The organism is Pedobacter sp. GW822-FHT03F06, assembly GCF_058801365.1.
Genome location: NZ_JBXANE010000009.1, coordinates 181,295 through 198,637, shown reverse-complemented (window position 1 = coordinate 198,637; position 17,343 = coordinate 181,295). Strand labels below are relative to the sequence as shown.

Annotated in this window: 12 protein-coding genes; 4 read left to right on the top strand and 8 right to left on the bottom strand. The window is 40.5% G+C overall.

Annotated features, from left to right (window positions below; genetic code table 11):
* Positions 1 to 4: 4 nt before the first annotated feature.
* Genes AC1RJ8_RS17040 through AC1RJ8_RS17005 form a run of 8 tightly spaced genes read right to left on the bottom strand, consistent with a single transcriptional unit; the run spans position 5 to position 8,644 of the window.
* A complete protein-coding gene (locus AC1RJ8_RS17040; RefSeq protein WP_492955042.1) occupies positions 5 to 2,311 on the bottom strand; it encodes a tetratricopeptide repeat-containing sensor histidine kinase in 2,307 nt (768 codons plus the stop codon).
* Positions 2,312 to 2,313: 2 nt separating this feature from the next.
* Positions 2,314 to 3,003, bottom strand: a complete 690-nt coding sequence (locus AC1RJ8_RS17035) for a YoaK family protein (RefSeq protein ID WP_492955041.1) — start codon at positions 3,001 to 3,003, stop codon at positions 2,314 to 2,316.
* Between the two features lie 12 nt (positions 3,004 to 3,015).
* A complete protein-coding gene (locus AC1RJ8_RS17030) occupies positions 3,016 to 3,489 on the bottom strand; it encodes a Dps family protein (protein ID WP_492955040.1) in 474 nt (157 codons plus the stop codon).
* 18 nt (positions 3,490 to 3,507) lie between these two features.
* Positions 3,508 to 3,942 (bottom strand): DoxX family protein, encoded by a 435-nt coding sequence (locus tag AC1RJ8_RS17025; RefSeq protein WP_492955039.1) that lies wholly within the window; start codon positions 3,940 to 3,942, stop codon positions 3,508 to 3,510.
* Between the two features lie 3 nt (positions 3,943 to 3,945).
* Positions 3,946 to 5,838, bottom strand: coding sequence for an amidohydrolase (locus AC1RJ8_RS17020; RefSeq protein ID WP_492955038.1), 1,893 nt, complete (start codon positions 5,836 to 5,838; stop codon positions 3,946 to 3,948).
* 25 nt (positions 5,839 to 5,863) lie between these two features.
* Positions 5,864 to 6,604, bottom strand: coding sequence for a M17 family peptidase N-terminal domain-containing protein (locus AC1RJ8_RS17015; protein WP_492955037.1), 741 nt, complete (start codon positions 6,602 to 6,604; stop codon positions 5,864 to 5,866).
* A gap of 11 nt (positions 6,605 to 6,615) precedes the next feature.
* The gene (locus tag AC1RJ8_RS17010; protein ID WP_492955036.1) at positions 6,616 to 7,995 is read right to left on the bottom strand and encodes an alginate export family protein; all 1,380 of its coding nucleotides are present in this window, start codon (positions 7,993 to 7,995) and stop codon (positions 6,616 to 6,618) included.
* Positions 7,996 to 8,011: 16 nt separating this feature from the next.
* Positions 8,012 to 8,644 carry a hydrolase gene (locus AC1RJ8_RS17005; RefSeq protein WP_492955035.1) on the bottom strand — a complete coding sequence of 211 codons (633 nt, stop codon included), beginning with the start codon at positions 8,642 to 8,644 and terminating at the stop codon, positions 8,012 to 8,014.
* A gap of 497 nt (positions 8,645 to 9,141) precedes the next feature.
* On the opposite strand from AC1RJ8_RS17005, the gene AC1RJ8_RS17000 reads away from it, so the two are divergent.
* The 4 genes from AC1RJ8_RS17000 to AC1RJ8_RS16985 all read left to right on the top strand — a co-directional run bounded on the left by AC1RJ8_RS17000 (position 9,142) and on the right by AC1RJ8_RS16985 (position 17,251).
* Positions 9,142 to 10,833 (top strand): sigma-54 interaction domain-containing protein, encoded by a 1,692-nt coding sequence (locus AC1RJ8_RS17000; RefSeq protein ID WP_492955034.1) that lies wholly within the window; start codon positions 9,142 to 9,144, stop codon positions 10,831 to 10,833.
* Between the two features lie 78 nt (positions 10,834 to 10,911).
* Positions 10,912 to 13,194 carry a tetratricopeptide repeat-containing sensor histidine kinase gene (locus AC1RJ8_RS16995; RefSeq protein ID WP_492955033.1) on the top strand — a complete coding sequence of 761 codons (2,283 nt, stop codon included), beginning with the start codon at positions 10,912 to 10,914 and terminating at the stop codon, positions 13,192 to 13,194.
* Between the two features lie 6 nt (positions 13,195 to 13,200).
* A complete protein-coding gene (locus AC1RJ8_RS16990; protein ID WP_492955032.1) occupies positions 13,201 to 15,120 on the top strand; it encodes a sigma 54-interacting transcriptional regulator in 1,920 nt (639 codons plus the stop codon).
* 175 nt (positions 15,121 to 15,295) lie between these two features.
* Complete coding sequence (locus tag AC1RJ8_RS16985; protein WP_492955031.1) at positions 15,296 to 17,251, top strand: sigma 54-interacting transcriptional regulator; 1,956 nt, start codon at positions 15,296 to 15,298, stop codon at positions 17,249 to 17,251.
* Positions 17,252 to 17,343 lie beyond the last annotated feature (92 nt).

Sequence of the window (17,343 nt, the reverse complement as noted above, 5' to 3'; positions counted from 1 at the left end):
TCGTTTAATTTTTATTTATTAATGGTGCTGAGCTTTCTGTAATTAATTCGTTGTGGCGTTTGAAGATGACATCAAGCACAAGGCCATCATCGTTCCACATTTTTATTTCTCCGTTAAGCTGTTCGGTAAGGCCGGTCATTAAACTCATTCCAAGTGATTCGGTATGATCAGGATAGAAGCCTGTTGGCAAACCAATCCCCGTATCTGCAATTTTCAGTTCGCAACACTCCTCTCCCGTGAGCAAGAAAGAAATGTGCACTTTACCTTTTTTATCACCTGGAAAGGCATATTTAATCACGTTACTAATGGCCTCATTCAGGATCAAACCAAGCGGAACCGCCTGTGCAACATCTAATTTAATCGCCTCTGTTTCTAAAGTGAACTGGATTTTTCTATCAGTACCAAAACATTCGATCATATATTCTACCAGCTCTTTGATGTACCACTTCATATCGATTTCTGCCAGATTATCAGACTGATACAGTTTTTGATGAATGAGCGACATGGCATGCATCCTGTTCTGGCTATTCCTGATGGCTACCAGTGCATCTTCGTTATCCAGATATGCAGATTGTGTATTAAGCAGGCTGATGACAATCTGCAGGTTGTTTTTTACCCGGTGGTGGATTTCGCGAAGGAGCCATTCTTTTTCGCCGAGTATTTTCCTAAGCAGTTCGTTCTGTGTATTGATTTCTTCCTGCTTTTGCTCCAGGACAAGATTGCTACGCTTTTTTAAACGATAACGGTTATAAATGAGACCCACAAACAGCGCCGCGATAATAAGCCCTGCAATAAAAAAATACCTCACCCGCTCCTCATTCCCGATCCTGACCTGCTGCAACTGATTTTTCTGATGCAGCAATGCAATGTCTTTGTCTTTTTTCTCGGTCTGATATTCGATTTCCAATCCCGAAATCTGTTTGTTCTTTTCGTTGTTCCAGATGGAATCCGTTAACCTTTTATAGGTTTTATAATGTGCAACAGCCGACCAGGGTTTGTTCAGTGCAGAATCTACATCAAACCAAAGCCTGTGCAACTGCGAAAGCGCCAGTAAGTTTTTCTGCGCTATACTTTGCTTTTCATGTTCTTTTAAATAACCGTCGGCAGCTTGAAATTGCTTCTCACGGATCAGTTTACGGATAATACTTCGATACAGGTAAATCTGGTTCGGATCATCTTTGGGCAGGTCGTGATGGAATTTAATTAAAGTTTTGAAAAAAGGTTCAGCCTTGCCATATTGTCCAATATCGTAATAGGTGTTGAATAAAATATAAGGTATGCGCAGTTTCATCTGGGTATCAGTTGGCGGATACTTTTTAATCAACTCTTTCAATGCAGCTATTCCATCTTCAAACCTTTTCATCCGGACATAAATGGTAGCAACATTGGCAATAATGGTTTGCATGTAACCCGGATCTTTGTAACGCTCAGCAATGTTTTTGGCCCTTAACCAATAGTCAAGTGCTTTCTGGTCGTTCCTCAGGTAATAATAGGTTAAACCTAAATGGTTGTTTATAGAACTTCTTTGCAAACTTGTATCAGCCAACTGGTCGGCAGTTTTCTCGGCCAATAGTCCATATTTTAAGGCTTCTGAAAAATTGCCGAGGCTGATATTGGTAATACACATGTTATTGTAAACTCCTTGCAGCTCTTTAAAGCCAACAGTCCTGTAAACGGCAAGCGAAGTATCCATTAGTTTTATGGCATGGGCAGGCTGTCCTTTGATGTTGTAATAATCGCCCAGGTTTTTGAGCGAATTGGCTTCTTCTAATTTATCCCCAACCTGGCGGTAAAGGGCCAGTGATTTTTCGTTGTAAGCAATTTTCTTATCGAGATCTGCTCCTTCATTGCCAAAAAGATTACCCATGGCCGAATATGCTTCTGCCAATTGATCTTTCAGGTTTAACCTTGAAGCGTAAGCAATGGCCTGTTCATAAATTTTTGTCCCTAAGGCCCTATCTCCCAATTCGCGGATGATATTTCCTTTGAGTACCATACTTCGGGCAATTCCTTTGGCGTATTCGATCTTGCTGGCTAAAGCAAAAGCCTGTTCTCGGAATCGCATCGCCCGGGCAAGGTCGGCTTTTAATTCGCCCGGTAAATTGAGGTAATAGGTACCTAGTTCGATCCATAAATCGACTTTACTTTCTGTTTGGCCAAGCCTGCGGAGTTTAATTTCTGCTGTTTCAACTTCCCTGAGGGTCCTGATGCCCTGCCCTTTTGCAAGGACAGGACTGATCAGCATTAAAGTAATGAACAAGAACCTGAATTCCGGCCTGCAAAAATTAGCTGTTCTATTTTTGGTTGGCATCTTTAAAGTTTAACATCATTTTTAACCGGTTTGGTGCTGTAATAGCAGATTACCATGGCAACGCCGGGCAGCACAATACCCACCAGCCCAAACAGTTGTCCGATCCAGGCACCGAGGATACAACCGATTAAAAACCCGCCCAAAGTGATTAATCCCTTATTTATCCCTGAAAGAAAGTCAGCGTTTTTGAAACCTGAATTACAAAACGACCTAATATCGAGCGCAAACTGGGTTACATTGCCCGTCATCATGGTTGTTGGTCCATAGGTTTCTTTGGCAAAAAGTTTCCCAAAGGCATTCTGCAGCCCCATGGCAAAAACCACGATCATGGTAACCAGGTACATTGGCCATGTAATTTCTCCATTATCGATATAGCCGAGTGAATAGGCTATTGCCCCGCCCAACAAAAGGATAATCCCTTCGCATAAAAGCAGAAAATGCCTGTTCGAAAATCTCGCCGATATCCAGCCACCAGCCATAACAGAGAGCATAAATATTGGGAAAGTCAACAGCTTGATCCAAGCATCACCATCAGTGCCTTTAATTATTTGATAGGCAAATACAATAAAGTTTCCTGTAACGTGAGCCGAGAAAATCTTATCGGCAGCAACAAAAGTGATACTATCGCAATAGCCTGCTATAATGGTTAATATAAGGGTTACAAACCAGATATTGTTCTGTTTTTCTTCCATTTTGTTTTTGATTTATGATAAGTGTGCCCTTAACATCCAGGCCATGGTTTCGTGTGTTTCCATTAAACCTGTAATGTAATCGCTTGTTCCGGCATCTTTAAGCGCCCCTGCATAATTATCAATGTTTTCCCTTAAATGGATCAAGATACTTTCGTGATCAGCAAGCAGTATTTTGATGTAGGTTGGTGCATCGTTCTTGCCACGGTCATCCTCGCTTAAGTGGGTCAATTCCAGAAACTGTTTAAGCGACGCCGGGGCATAATGGCCAAGTTTGCGGATCCGTTCTGCAACTTCATCAACAATACTTTCCAATTGGGTATACTGCTCTTCGAAGAATTTGTGTTTGTTGTAAAAATCTGGCCCTTCTACGTTCCAGTGCGCTTTTCTTGTTTTTGTATATAAAACGTATTCATCTGCAAGAATTTTGCTTAATGAATGTGCAACCTCGGCGAGGTTTTCTGCGCTGATTCCAATTTTAGCTTCCATGATTTTGATGTTTATCTGTTAATTAAAAAATGTGTTGATTAAGTAATGATCTATTGAAATGGTTCCAGGCCCAATTAGCCATAAAAAAAGCATGGCAAGTGTGTACATATATGGTACATCACGCACCGCTATCGGATCTTTACGGTGTACCACAAAGTAACCGATTGCTGTTACCCCTATTGATGGCAATAGGAAAAGCCTGGTTCCGAACCCTATTGCAACCAGAAATGGCACAACGGTATCAGAAAAAGTGGCAACCAGAGCATTTAGTTTATCTGGCAACCCCAAGGGATTGGGCACATGTTCTTTCTCTCCGTTTTGTACACGGAATTTTTTCATGCCATGTACCCTGAAAAGCTCGAGCATGAGCAGCAGCCTAAAAATAAGTACGGCCCAGTTATTAAAGTCTGATCCCAAATCAGAGTAAAGCAGGTATTTAATGATATTTTCCATGGTTTAAAAAGCAAAGCATGAGCAGCCCAGAGCGCCCCAAAATGCGGTGTAATTGTTTACAGGGAGGTTGCTGGTCCTTACTGCATCGTGATTATGGTTATGTACATTACAGCTACCCACGCAGGAATGCACCATGGCTAAAACTGAACCGGCTCCGTTTGCTCCTTTTGTTTTTCCTTGCTGATCTGTTTTATGCGTCAATGGAGAATAATATCCATTATAGTTTTTCGTTGGCGACCAGTCTGGTAGAATCGGGATTTTTGGTGGCGAAAACGAAGAGAAATCACCTTTTGCATACACAATTTTGCCGTCAACAATGGTTAAATCAGATTCGATACTTTTGATCTGTTCGTCGGCAACTTCGAAATAATCATGGTTAAGTACAGCTAAATCTGCCAGCATGCCTACTTCGATATCGCCCTTCTTTTGCTGTTCGTTCGAAAACCAGGCACTACCTCTGGTATATAATTCTAAAGCGGTTTCTCTTGATAAAATGGTTTCCTCACTGTAGATTTTTAAGCCACCCACTGTTTTACCGGCAGTTAACCAGAACATGGAAACCCATGGGTTGTAACTGCTTACGCGTGTGGCATCAGAGCCCCCGCCAACAGGCACTTCCATTTCAAGCATTTTTTTAACCGGAGGTGTTTGGAGTGCAGCTTTTGCACCATAACGTTCGGTAAAATATTCGCCCTGATAAGCCATTCTGCTCTGGATCGCTATGCCGCCGCCCAATGCTTTTACACGTTCAATGTTCCGCTCGTCGATGGTTTCGGCATGGTCGAATATCCAGGGCAGGCCAGCAAAAGGAATATCTTTATTAACCTTTTCGAAAACATTTAAAAACCGTCCAATACTTTCATTATAAGTGGCGTGAAGCCTGAAAGGCCATCTTTTTTCGACCAGCAAACGCACCACACGTTCCAGTTCAGGTTCCATATTATCAGAGAGATCTGGCCGCGGCTGAAGAAAATCTTCAAAATCAGCTGCAGAGAAAACCAGCATCTCACCTGCTCCGTTGTGGCGGTACATATCATCTCCCTGGTAAAGTTTTACGGTATTGGTCCAGTTGTCAAAATCCTCAAACTCCTGTTTGGGGCGTTGGGTAAACAAGTTGTAGGCAATGCGAACGGTTAGTTGTTTTTGCTCATTTAATTCGTTTACGACTTTATAATCGTCAGGAAAATTCTGAAAACCTCCACCGGCATCAATTACACTGGTAATCCCGAAACGGTTCAGTTCTGTCATAAAATGACGGGTGGAATTTACCTGATGTTCATAAGAAAGTTTCGGGCCTTTTGCCAGCGTAGAATATAAAATCATGGCATTTGGGCTGGCAATAATCAGTCCGGTAGGCTCACCATTGGCATCTCTCTGGATTTCTCCGCCCGGAGGCGCAGGCGTATCTTTGGTGTACCCAACGGCTTTAAGCGCAGCACGGTTCATAAAAGCACGGTCGTATAGATGCAAAATAAACACGGGCGTTTCTGGCGCAATGGTATTTATTTCTTCCAGCGTTGGCATCCTCCTTTCAGCAAACTGAAACTCAGACCAGCCTCCAACTACACGCACCCATTGTGGTGATGGGGTAATATCTACCTGCTCTTTAAGCATCCGTAAGGCATCGGCAAGCGATGGAACACCATCCCAGCGTAATTCCAGATTGAAATTTAACCCACCACGGATTAAATGGATATGGGAGTCGTTAATCCCCGGAACAACCCGTTTTTTGCCCAGATCAATCAGCCTTGTTGCAGAACCCGAAAAATTCATAATGTCGCTATCACGACCAACGGCGATAAACTTGCCATCTTTAATGGCAACGGCTGTTATTTCTTCCTTTTGCTTGGCAATGGTATGAACCTTACCATTGAATAAAATGATATCTGCAGTCATGGTGTCTTTTTTTAGATTTGAGATCTTAATTTTTAATGGCAGCAATTGCTTCCTGAATGCCTTCTCCAGCTGTTGTAAAAAATGCCGGTCCAGCCAAAAGGATCACTTTCGCTACTGGTTTAAAGGTTGCCATATTCTTTTCTTTTAACCAGGTTTGGGTTCTGTAAGCCTCTAAAATGCCTTTTACAACGTTGCCAGCAACTAATGCCGTTGGCGAGTCGATTCCTGCATCTTTTAAATCACTTGCAAAAGAAAAATTGTTTACACCCAGCTTAAGTGCTTCTCTCATGGCGATGGCGCCTACTCCGGTCATTAGTTCTGGTGTAAATTTATTCCGATCGCCAAGACCGATTAAAAGCAGACGTTTGCCACCTATGGTACCCTTTGGTGGAGAAATTAAAATGGTTTCGTTAGCGTGACCAAGAAATTTCCCGCTTTTGCGGATTTCGGTGATCAAACCTTTCATATCCTGATCTAAGTGGACCAAACCATTTAATGCTGGCGGAAGTGCAGGTGGCGAATTAAAAATATCTCCCTCTGTATACTCGAAAACGCAGGCAATCTGTAAATCGCTAACCTGCGCCGATGGCCCCTGAACAACACCTTCGATGGCAACTCCATCAACTGTACCCCAAACTTTAGCCGTTCCTATTGCGGTGGTGTTTTGTGCAAATGCTGTTCCTGTAACAAATACAGAAAATATGATGATGGCCACCCTGAAGTTTTGGATAGCAGCTATTGATTTTTTAGTGAAGTTATTTTTCATTTTCTTATTGTTTAAAATTTGTATGATACCTGAGCATTAAAAAACTTTGAATTCTCCCAGAGTGGTACGATATCTTTTATAAAATCACCCACCCTGAAATATTGCCCCCCACAGCTGAATGAAAGGTTGTTATTGAATTTATAATCTGCACTGAGCAGATAAGTGGTACCGATAAAGCGATGATTGGAAAGTGAACCTGCGGTATTAAAATTTCCGCTGGGGCGATAAATCCCGTCGTTTGTAGAATACCTCCAGTTGAAAACAATATCAGCCTGAAAGCTTAATTTATCGGTTGGACTAAGGGTTAAGTAAGGGTGCAGATCAATCAAATTCGAAGGTCCAATGAGGGGATTAAATCCAAAATAGCCTCCTTTGGGATATAAGGGGTTAAAGGTTTGGAGTTTTCCATCGCCAGCTTTCCTGTCACCCGAGATATAATCGTTACGCAGGTTTAAAGAAGGCTTAAGCCTGGTATCTTCAAAAGTATAACCCAATTCAATAGCCATCGTCCATGCATCTATATTGCCACTTCCAAACTTGCCAAACTGATAGGCAGCTTCTACATTATAGATAAAACCGCCACCACTTTTCCAATATCGCGTAGCCAAAGTATGCCTGATTTCTTTTTCAACGCCTTCCTCAAATTCTGCATTGTCACGCCTGATGCCTAAATAATAAAAATCGAAGTTTCCCCCTTGTTGGATATTGAGATTCGAATAAGCGCCCCAAAGGTTTGCCTGATGGCTAGGACGATTATCGAATACCCCGAAATTCACTTCATCAGCTGCTAAAACAAATGCGTCCAGTGAAAACCGCGGTGCTGCATACATCAGTTTTGCCCCGGTAAAATACTGCCGTACGGTGGTCCCCTCTCTCACAGAAATTAACCGCCCGGAGCCATAATTAATTTCCTGCCTGCCCAACCTAAGCGCTAATTTATTCGGTGAATCTTTAAGTATCCTATATTCTGCAAACAGATTTTGTACCACAAGCCGGTCTTCATCAACCGGAGAGGGACCGTACTTACTGCCATTTTCCAGGGCACTGTTTAGCTGGGCAAAAATCCGCAGTCTTTCTCCAACATTTAAATCAGCATAAAGCGAGTAGCGCTGTAAAAAAGAATAATTGAAACCCTGATCTCTGATCCAGTCTTCATTGATTTTTCCTCCATATTCCTCCCTGATTTCGCCACCAAAACTGAGGTAAACTTTTTTATCGGCAGAAAGCGGCAGGAACTTTAACGTATTGCTGATGTTCCTGGCCGAATCTTTCAAATGGCTATAATCCTCATCGTAGCGCATTAGCTTAATGCCTTGGGCGAAAGCCACTGTTGTTGATAAGCAAAAACACATAACAACAACGAATGCCAAATGGGGATAATCAGTTCTCATTTTATGTAAATGAGGATTAGTGTTTTACCATTTTGTGTGCATACTGGATACCAAGGCCATAACCTGCACCGTATTTTTTCATTAGTGTGGTTACAGGCTCATAGGTTCCGGTTCTGGCCCAATCTCTTTGAAGTTCAAGAATGTACTGCACAGCAGTTACCGGTTTTACACCTGCATGCACCATCCGTTGAATGGCCCGTTCGTGTGCTTCATTGCTTACATCACCACAGGCATCAGTGATCACGAAAACATCAAAACCTTCTGACAAGGCTGATAAAGCCGGACCAACGATACAAACACCCGTCCAAAGACCAGCCAATACAAGTTTCTTTTTTCCTGTTGCAGTGATTGCTCTGTAAGCCGGTTCATCTTCCCAAGTATTCATCGAAGTTCTATCGATATAATTTGAAGTAGACTGGGGATAAAATTCTTCAATTTCTGGAAAAACAGGGCCGGCAAACGACTCTTCGGCAACTGTGGTTACAATAGTGGGTACGTTAAAGATTTTAGATGCACCACAAACAATGGCCACATTTGTACGGAGTTCGGTAATAGAGATGCTTTTTGTTGCAAAAGCCATCTGTCCCTCGAAATCGATTAATACTAATGCATGATTTTCCGGAGATAATAAGTCTGGTGATGGTTTCATAATTAAATATTTTTTGTTTCCCTCACTGTTCCAAGAAACATACCATCAAGCAAATAACTATAAATCAGAATATTACACAAAAACACACAAACTATGATTAACTATATATCGTTGATTTACGAATTTTATGTTTTGTTTTACCACAAAAGGGTGCTTTAATCGAAACCTGTTTTTTAACCACAGCGCGAATAAAGGAAATGCTTCTTAAGGAATCAGTACCAGTTAATGACAGGAAAGATGCTGAAACAAGTTCAGCAGGACGATGCGCAGGATTATTGCGCAGATATTAGATATGATTCTGCGGAGATCTCCTAAATCTGCGGGATAAATTAATTTAGCACCTAAATAATAACGAAAAAAATCAAATAAATATCAACACTAAAAAACAATATATCTCACTAAAAATCAACACAAAACACAAACAACTAACGAAATTTCGTTACTGATTTAACAAACCAAAAGTCATTAATTAAAATTATAAACCCTAATTTAGCGACATGGAAAGCAAGGGCAATTTATCTGAAATTCAAAATCAAGAACATGCCATCCCAAATATCAATGGAGCAACAGTACTTGAAATCGAAAACGCCCGCTTGGTTAAAAAACTCGAACAAAAAGAAAGGGAAAATGCAGTTTTGTTATCGTTAAGCAACTCCATTGCTTCCATCAGGAATAAACTTGATCTCTTCGATGTTATAGACCTAAAGCTTAAAAAATTATTTGATTTTGATGACTTTGTAATCTGTTTGATTAATGACGATCAGGAGACCCATAGTGCTTTCATCTATAACCAAAAAGAGGATTTTCTTAAAACAGCCGGTATAGCACCAGAATCATCGAAGAAATACACGCTCGATGACGGCATGTGCAGGGCGATGATTTCTTCAGCAAAACCAATCGTTTTTAACGTAGAAGAAGTTTTAAAGTGGGATGACGCACCTGCCTGGTTATCATTTTGGCACAATAAAGGCATTAAAGAAATGATTGGCCTTAAAATGGTGGACCGATCAGCATGTATCGGTTTCTTTTACCTCTACACCAAGAACATGAATTCCTTATCGAATATCTATTTTGACCTGCTACAGGGCATTTCGCAGCAGATTTCAATAGCGATATCGAACATCCGCGCAAACGAAAAAATAGAACAACAGCTCTTAGAAATCAACGCGTACAAACAAAAATTAGAGGATGAAAAAAGTTACCTTCAGGAAGAGATCCAACACAAATACAATCATACAGAAATCATCGGACAGAGCAAGTCGTTAAAAGACATTTTCCATCTGGTTGAGGCTGTTGCTGCTACCGATAGTACAGTACTTATTTCCGGGGAAACAGGAACAGGAAAAGAACTCATTGCAAGGGCATTACATAATTCCTCACTTCGCAGCAATGAATTGATGGTTAAAATTAATTGTGCCGCAATCCCCGCTAGCTTGGCTGAAAGTGAACTCTTCGGTCATGAAAAAGGCAGCTTTACAGGTGCAACCGACAGGCGCATCGGCAAGTTTGAACTGGCACACAATGGGACGCTTTTTTTGGATGAGATTGGCGAACTTTCCTTAGAACTTCAGGTAAAGCTGCTCCGCGCATTACAGGAAAAAGAAATTGAACGGATTGGCGGCAGGGATGTAATTAAAACAAATGTGAGAATTATCGCTGCCACGAACAGAAATCTGCTAAAAGAGGTAGAAAAAGGAAGTTTCAGGAGCGACCTATATTACAGGTTAAACGTATTTCCAATTCCAGTCCCACCGTTAAGGGATAGATTGGATGATATCCCCCATCTAACAGCCTTCTTCATTGAACGCATTTCAAAAAAAACAGGAAGGCAGGTAAACGCCATTTCCAAAAGCGCGCTGAATAAACTCATGCTCTACCCCTGGCCGGGAAACGTAAGGGAGCTGGAGCATTTGATTGAACGGAGCATATTATTAACATCCGGCAATATATTAAAAGAAATCCACCTACCTAAAACAGATAGAAATGAGGCAATTAACAATACAGATGAGCAAAAAATCAAAAGCATCCACGAAAATGAGCGCGACCATATTCTATCGGTTTTAAAACGTTGCAAGGGAAAAATATCCGGTATCGGTGGAGCTGCAGAAATATTAAATATCCCTGCAACCACCCTTAACTCAAAAATTAAAAAATTTAAAATTAAACGGGAACATATCCTGAATAAGTAACATTTAATGATAGAATTAAACAAACTGTTTAAAAAAGCTGCGTCAGTAAAGCACGTCAATAAAACGATCGTGCTCATCATGCTATTTGCAATTTTCAGTTTAATACTCATTAAGAGTAGTAATACTTCAGCCAGAAATCAGGTAGATCGTTTAAATCCCACAGATTCTCTTCAAAAGCTACAGAGACTTTTGGCTGATTCAAAACCCGATACAAACCGCATACAATACCTGCTAAACATTGCCGGTCATTTTATTAATCAACAAGAAAACCAAAGCATAAATTTAGCGAAGGCAATGCCTTATCTGCAAAAAGCACGCATTTTAAATGATCAACTTAAATCCCTAAACTCGGAATTCCGGATCCTTATGGCCTACGCCCGGTTTTTCAACAAAAAACATTTAAGCGTACAGCAGGCACTCACTTATGAAAAGGCAATTGCTGTTTCAAAAAGAATTGGCAATAAACATTTCGAAGCCAGCGCATGGTATGCTTATTATGTTAATGTTCCCGATACGGTTTCTGATTATAAAAACAGAACATTTTACAACCGGGCAGCTACAGCACATGCCTTGTATAAAGAAATCGGCACCTCCTTCCAGGAAAAATACAGAGAGGCAACGCTTCTAAAAACAATGGCCGACTTCCATTTAGAGGAAGAAAAATTTGATTTATCGATAAAAGAGCTTTTTGAAGTTATAGCGCTGGATAAAAAATTTAAACTCCCCGACCTCCCAATGGCTTACGATTTACTTTCGGCAGTTTACGAACGAAAAGGAGAACTGAGCAAGGCCTTAAATTATGCTTTACTGAGTGTAAAAACGGCTCAAAGCAATCATGAGGAAGTGCTCGGCACCTATTTAAACAGAGTAGGTTCTGCCTATGAGGCCATGGGCAAAGCTAAAGAAAGTATAACCTGGTACCATAAAACCCTTGATAGTGGCGATAAAAAAGATCCTTTCCGTTTTGTTACGGCTTATTCCATTACGAGCCAAATGATCAAACTGGGTGAAGCCAAAAAAGCACTATCCATACTCCAAAAAACATGGAACGAAGTGAACAATCCGTCGAGCGGGCATCAATATTTTATGTTTCTGGCATTTGGCGAGTGTTATGCAGCGTTAAAAAAGTACGATCTGGCTAAAAAATATTTCGATAAACTGCTGGAAGATGCTACATTAAAAACATATTCCAACACTTTCCAAACTTCAGTTTTCTTCTCTGTAAGCGAATTTTACTTTGCCCAAAACAAATACGGGCTAGCTTTACAATTCGCTGAAAAGGCGAGAGAAAACCAGATCAGCATGACCCTGCCAAGACAGATCAGGTTAAATGAAATTCTTTACAAAATAGATGTAGCTACAGATCGTCCGGCTGAGGCCATTGTTCACCTGCAAACCTTTCATAAGCTTAGAGATTCGATGCTTAGCCAGGAAAACTTAAACACCATTGAGCGATTGAAGATTGAATTCCAGGCTTCGCAAAAGGATAATGAAAATGAAATCCTCAGGAAGAAATCACAATTGCAAAGTCAGGAACTTAACCGCATTCAATGGATCAAAAATGCCACTATAGCCGGACTGGCATTTTTAACTATCGTGCTTGTTTTAATTTATGGCAGGTTTCGGTTGAAAAAGAAACTTCATGATATTTTAGTCAGGAAAAAAGCAGATATAGACCTTGCCTACGCTGAACTTGAAGTCAATATTCAACAAAAAAATAATTTAATTGAAGAGAAGGAAAGCTTAATTAAGGAAGTGCATCACCGGGTTAAAAACAACCTGCAATTAACAATGAGTTTACTAAACAGCCAAAGTTATTACCTGGAAGATTTATCGGCAATTGAGGCCATAAAAGAAAGTCAGCACCGTTTGAAAAGTATTGCGTTGATTCATCAAAAGCTCTATCAAACAGAAAATCTGGCTACCATAAACATTCAGCCTTATATTGTAGAATTGGTCGAATATTTAAAGGAAAGCCTGAACGATGATAAAAAGATCAGTTTTGAATTGGATATTTTAAATCTCGAACTGGATATTTCGAAAGCTGTTCCACTTGGCTTAATCATTAACGAGGCCATTACCAATATTTTCAAATATGCTTTTCCTAATCGGCATGGCGGAAAAGTGATCATTAGCCTAAAAGAATGCCATGCAGATCATTATCAACTATTTATTAAGGATAATGGCATTGGTTTACCCGCCGACTTTGATTATGAACAGAGCAACACATTGGGTATTATTTTGATGAAGGGACTGAGTGCACAAATTGATGGTATTTTTACAATGGAAAGCAGAGATGGCGTTTCGTTAAGTTTGATTTTTATAAATAGAAGTGAAGATTTATTCCTGCTGAAAGATTAATTGAAGATGAGGACAGAAAAAATTCTAATCGTTGAAGATGAATTTATCGTTGCGCACGATCTGCAGATGATTTTGCAGCGTGCCGGCTATCAGGTTGTCGGCATTGCCGATTCTGTTAAAAATGCTCAGGCTCTACTGGAAAAACATCAGGTAGACCTGGTGCTTTTAGATATCTATTTAAAGGGCAGACTAACTGGTATTGATCTGGCCTACGATTTGATGAAAAGCCAGATTCCATTCATTTATATCTCTGCAAATTCGAATGAAAAAGTGCTGGAGGCCGCAAAGTCAACTTGTCCGTACGGGTTTATTGTTAAACCTTACCGCGACCGCGATATTTTACTCAGCATTGATATTGCCAGGTACCGCAAGGAAAACAGCAATAACATGAAAATGAGCAGCGAGCGCTTTATGCAGGATTTCATTGTAGACATCTCGATGAAATCGTTAACCTGGCAAAAGAAAATTTTAGCCACTGCAGCTGCCTTCCAGCCATATATTCCTTTTGATTTTATTGCACTTTCAGGTATCGCAAAAGATGGAAAACGATATAGCGAAATTGGAATCACCAGAAAAAACTTTGACCAGTACGACTTATTTACAGCAAATGACTTCTTAAAATACGCGGGTTTAAGCAGGGCAGAATATGATACCATCAATCAACTGGTACCCGAAACAACAGCCGACGCCATTTACATTGGTGATGATTTTGAGGGGGTGAAAAAGGCTGCTCCAATGAAAAATTTAATCGCCACCACTTATCATCTTTATTCCAACCTGGTCAAAACATTCTACCTGGAAAACGGCGATCAGATCAGCTTTTCGTTTTACAGTAGAACTGAAAACATTTACCAACCCGCACACATGGAGTTGCTTAACTTTTTATCAGGCACTTTAGAGAAAAAATTGGTCCATATTATCGAGCTTGAAAAAGCGGGAATGGAAACAGTTTTACATCAGGAAAGCGGCAACTATCCTGTAGCGAAAAAAGATTTCGAAAATATTATCGGCAAAAGTACGGCTTTGCTCAGTGTTTTAGACAAGATTAAAATTGTTGCCCCAACTGATACATCTGTATTGATAACCGGAGCGAGTGGGACAGGAAAAGAAGAAGTTGCCAAAAGCATCCACCGATTATCGCATAGAAGCGCAAAGCCAATTGTGGCCGTAAATTGTGCTGCATTGCCTGCAGATTTAATTGAATCCACTCTATTTGGCCATGAAAAAGGCTCGTTTACAGGCGCTGTTAACACCAGAATTGGAAAATTTGAAGAGGCTAACGGGGGCACCATCTTCCTCGATGAAATCGGAGAAATGCCCTTCGATCTGCAGGCAAAACTACTTCGGGCCCTGCAGGAGAAAGAAATTGAACGGATTGGTGGCAAACAGCCCATTGCTGTTGATCTAAGAATAATCGCTGCTACCAACCTCAATTTAGAGAAAGAGATTGCAAAAGGCAGATTTAGGCTGGATCTTTTCTATCGGCTTAATGTTTTTCCAATCCACGTTCCTCCGCTTTGCCGACGAAAGACCGACATCCCACTATTGGCAGAATATTTTGTTCAGAAACATGCAAAAGCAGTAGGTAAAAACATTACCGAAATTCCCACTGATTTTATGGATAGGCTGATGTTATATGATTGGCCAGGTAATATCAGGGAATTGGAACATGTGATACTGAGAAGTATACTGCTTTCATCAAATGGAAAACTTAATCCCGATCATTTGGAACTTGGAATTAAAAATGAGGAACCGCTTTCGCCAAATGGGATTAAAACGATTATTGACAATGAAAGAGACCATATCATCAGGGTTTTGGAGCGCTGCAAAGGCAAGGTTGCAGGCAGTGGTGGTGCGGCAGAATTATTGGGCATTCCGGCAACTACGTTGAGTTCTAAAATTAAAAAGCTGAATATAAAACGTTAATGACATTTAGTAAATCGACGATATATCATGAATACCAAAAACCAACCAGCACAATAAAACACTGATAAACAAAAACTTAAAGATTGGTATTTTTCTTGATTTGAATAGACTGTACCAATCAAAAAGGGACCTTTGTTGGCCTTGATTTATATCTAACGCTCGCCCGAAATAGAAAATGAAACAGAAAATCTTAATAGTAGAAGATGAATTTATTGTAGCCAACGATCTTAGGATCATGCTTGAAAAAGCTGGCTATAAAGTGTGTGGGATAGCACCATCGGTGGTAAAAGCGCTTGAGTTGATTGCAGCCAAAGAACCCGACTGGATACTGTTGGACATTTTTTTGCAGGGCGACAAAACGGGAATTGATCTGGCTGGCCAGCTTACCGAAATGGGAGTTCCTTTTATTTATATTTCTGCAAACACCAATCAGGGGATTTTAGAAGCCGCAAAAGCAACCCTGCCCTATGGCTTTCTGGTTAAACCTTTCCGCGAAAAAGACCTCATGGTAATGTTGGATATTGCCCGTTACAGACATGAACAAAACCTGAAATATAACCATCATAAAGAGCCACCGCTCCATAAACAGATTGAACATATTGCGCAAAAGCAGGAACCGGTTTCCCTGCGTTTGAAACAAATCAGTGCCGCGATACACCCCGTTGTACCTTTCGATTTTATGTGGATTACCAGATCAAAGCCACGCACAACTACGAAAGATGTTTACATCAACCGTGTTTCCGACGGAACATTCAATATCCTCAGCACCGACGCTTTATTGAAAGAAACCAATATTTCAGATCGTGATTTTAAAACCTGGAACAGCACTGCAATTGCCCATCATGGGAAATCAATCTTTAATGGATATGATTTTCGGAAATTGAGAATGGAAAGTCTATCGGTACAAGCACTTTCAGACCATTACAAACTTGAATCAGCCTTGATTACCGAAATTGAAATAGATACCGATGTATTTCAGTTCGTTTTTTTCAACCAGCTTTCAGATATCTACACAAAAGTTCATTCGGGTATTATTGACCAGTTTAAGAAAAGCCTGGAGCTCATTTTAGCTAAAATTATTTTAAGTAAGGATAGTATAGCTCAAACTCCAGCTACGGGCTTACCTGTAGTTGAAAAGCCAATCATTAAAAAAGAACAAGCTATAGAAACCCAAAAGGATTTTAATGGCATTATTGGCAACAGTGCTTTACTGCACGCCGCATTTAAGAAACTGGAACTGGTGGCACCGGATGATACTTCAGTGCTTATCCTGGGAGAAAGTGGTACCGGTAAAGAAAAAATCGCCCAGACCATCCATAAATTATCTCCCCGTAAAAACAAACCTTTAATTACCGTAAACTGTGCAGCCTTACCCTTAACCTTAATTGAATCGGAACTTTTTGGGCATGAAAAAGGTGCATTTACAGGTGCGAACGAAAAACGGATCGGTAAATTTGAACAGGCCGACGGAGGTTCGATTTTTCTGGATGAGATAGGCGAGCTTCCCTTAGAAGCCCAGGTAAAACTATTAAGGGTACTCCAAGAAAAAGAAATTGAACGTTTGGGCGGAAATTATACCAAAAAGATAAATGTTAGAATCATTACGGCCACCAACAGAAATCTGGAGAAAGAAGTTGCAGAAGGCCGTTTCCGCCTTGACTTATATTACCGCTTAAATGTTTTCCCGATAGAGTTGCCTTCCCTGAGAGACCGAAAAGAAGATATACCTGCTCTGGCTGCTTATTTTATTGACAAATATGGCAAAAAAGGATCTTCATCGGTTACTTCAATATCTACAGATGTATTGAATGAAATGCAGGATTATCACTGGCCTGGAAATGTCAGGGAATTGGAGCACCTGATAGAAAGAAGTATGCTGTTAACTAAAGGGGAAATGATTACTAAAGTTGATCTTCCAAACCCTACCCAGGCAGCAAGCTTTGCTCATGGAGATCATTTCAAAATTAAAACGATGGAAGAGATGGAGAGGGAGCATATTATGAGCATTTTGAAGATGTGTAAAGGCAAAATATTTGGCCCGGGCGGCGCCGCTGAGATCCTTAATATCCCTTCTACGACATTAAATTCAAAAATCAAAAAACTAGGAATAAAGTTCGAATTTGTTAAATAGGCTGTCAGGTAAAATTGAGGTTTTAGTCCGGAGTTGGTAGTTCTGAGTCTGGAGTCGATTAAGCACTGTGATTTGTTATCTTGAAAAGTAAT

Bases quoted from the DNA above. Each gene is read 5' to 3' on its own strand.
- AC1RJ8_RS17020 (WP_492955038.1), bottom strand. From the start codon at position 5,838: ATGACTGCAGATATCATTTTATTCAATGGTAAGGTTCATACCATTGCC.
- AC1RJ8_RS16985 (WP_492955031.1), top strand. From the start codon at position 15,296: ATGAAACAGAAAATCTTAATAGTAGAAGATGAATTTATTGTAGCCAAC.
- AC1RJ8_RS17005 (WP_492955035.1), bottom strand. From the start codon at position 8,644: ATGAAACCATCACCAGACTTATTATCTCCGGAAAATCATGCATTAGTA.
- AC1RJ8_RS17035 (WP_492955041.1), bottom strand. From the start codon at position 3,003: ATGGAAGAAAAACAGAACAATATCTGGTTTGTAACCCTTATATTAACC.
- AC1RJ8_RS17025 (WP_492955039.1), bottom strand. From the start codon at position 3,942: ATGGAAAATATCATTAAATACCTGCTTTACTCTGATTTGGGATCAGAC.
- AC1RJ8_RS17030 (WP_492955040.1), bottom strand. From the start codon at position 3,489: ATGGAAGCTAAAATTGGAATCAGCGCAGAAAACCTCGCCGAGGTTGCA.
- AC1RJ8_RS16990 (WP_492955032.1), top strand. From the start codon at position 13,201: ATGAGGACAGAAAAAATTCTAATCGTTGAAGATGAATTTATCGTTGCG.
- AC1RJ8_RS17040 (WP_492955042.1), bottom strand. From the start codon at position 2,311: ATGCCAACCAAAAATAGAACAGCTAATTTTTGCAGGCCGGAATTCAGG.
- AC1RJ8_RS17015 (WP_492955037.1), bottom strand. From the start codon at position 6,604: ATGAAAAATAACTTCACTAAAAAATCAATAGCTGCTATCCAAAACTTC.
- AC1RJ8_RS17000 (WP_492955034.1), top strand. From the start codon at position 9,142: ATGGAAAGCAAGGGCAATTTATCTGAAATTCAAAATCAAGAACATGCC.
- AC1RJ8_RS16995 (WP_492955033.1), top strand. From the start codon at position 10,912: ATGCTATTTGCAATTTTCAGTTTAATACTCATTAAGAGTAGTAATACT.
- AC1RJ8_RS17010 (WP_492955036.1), bottom strand. From the start codon at position 7,995: ATGAGAACTGATTATCCCCATTTGGCATTCGTTGTTGTTATGTGTTTT.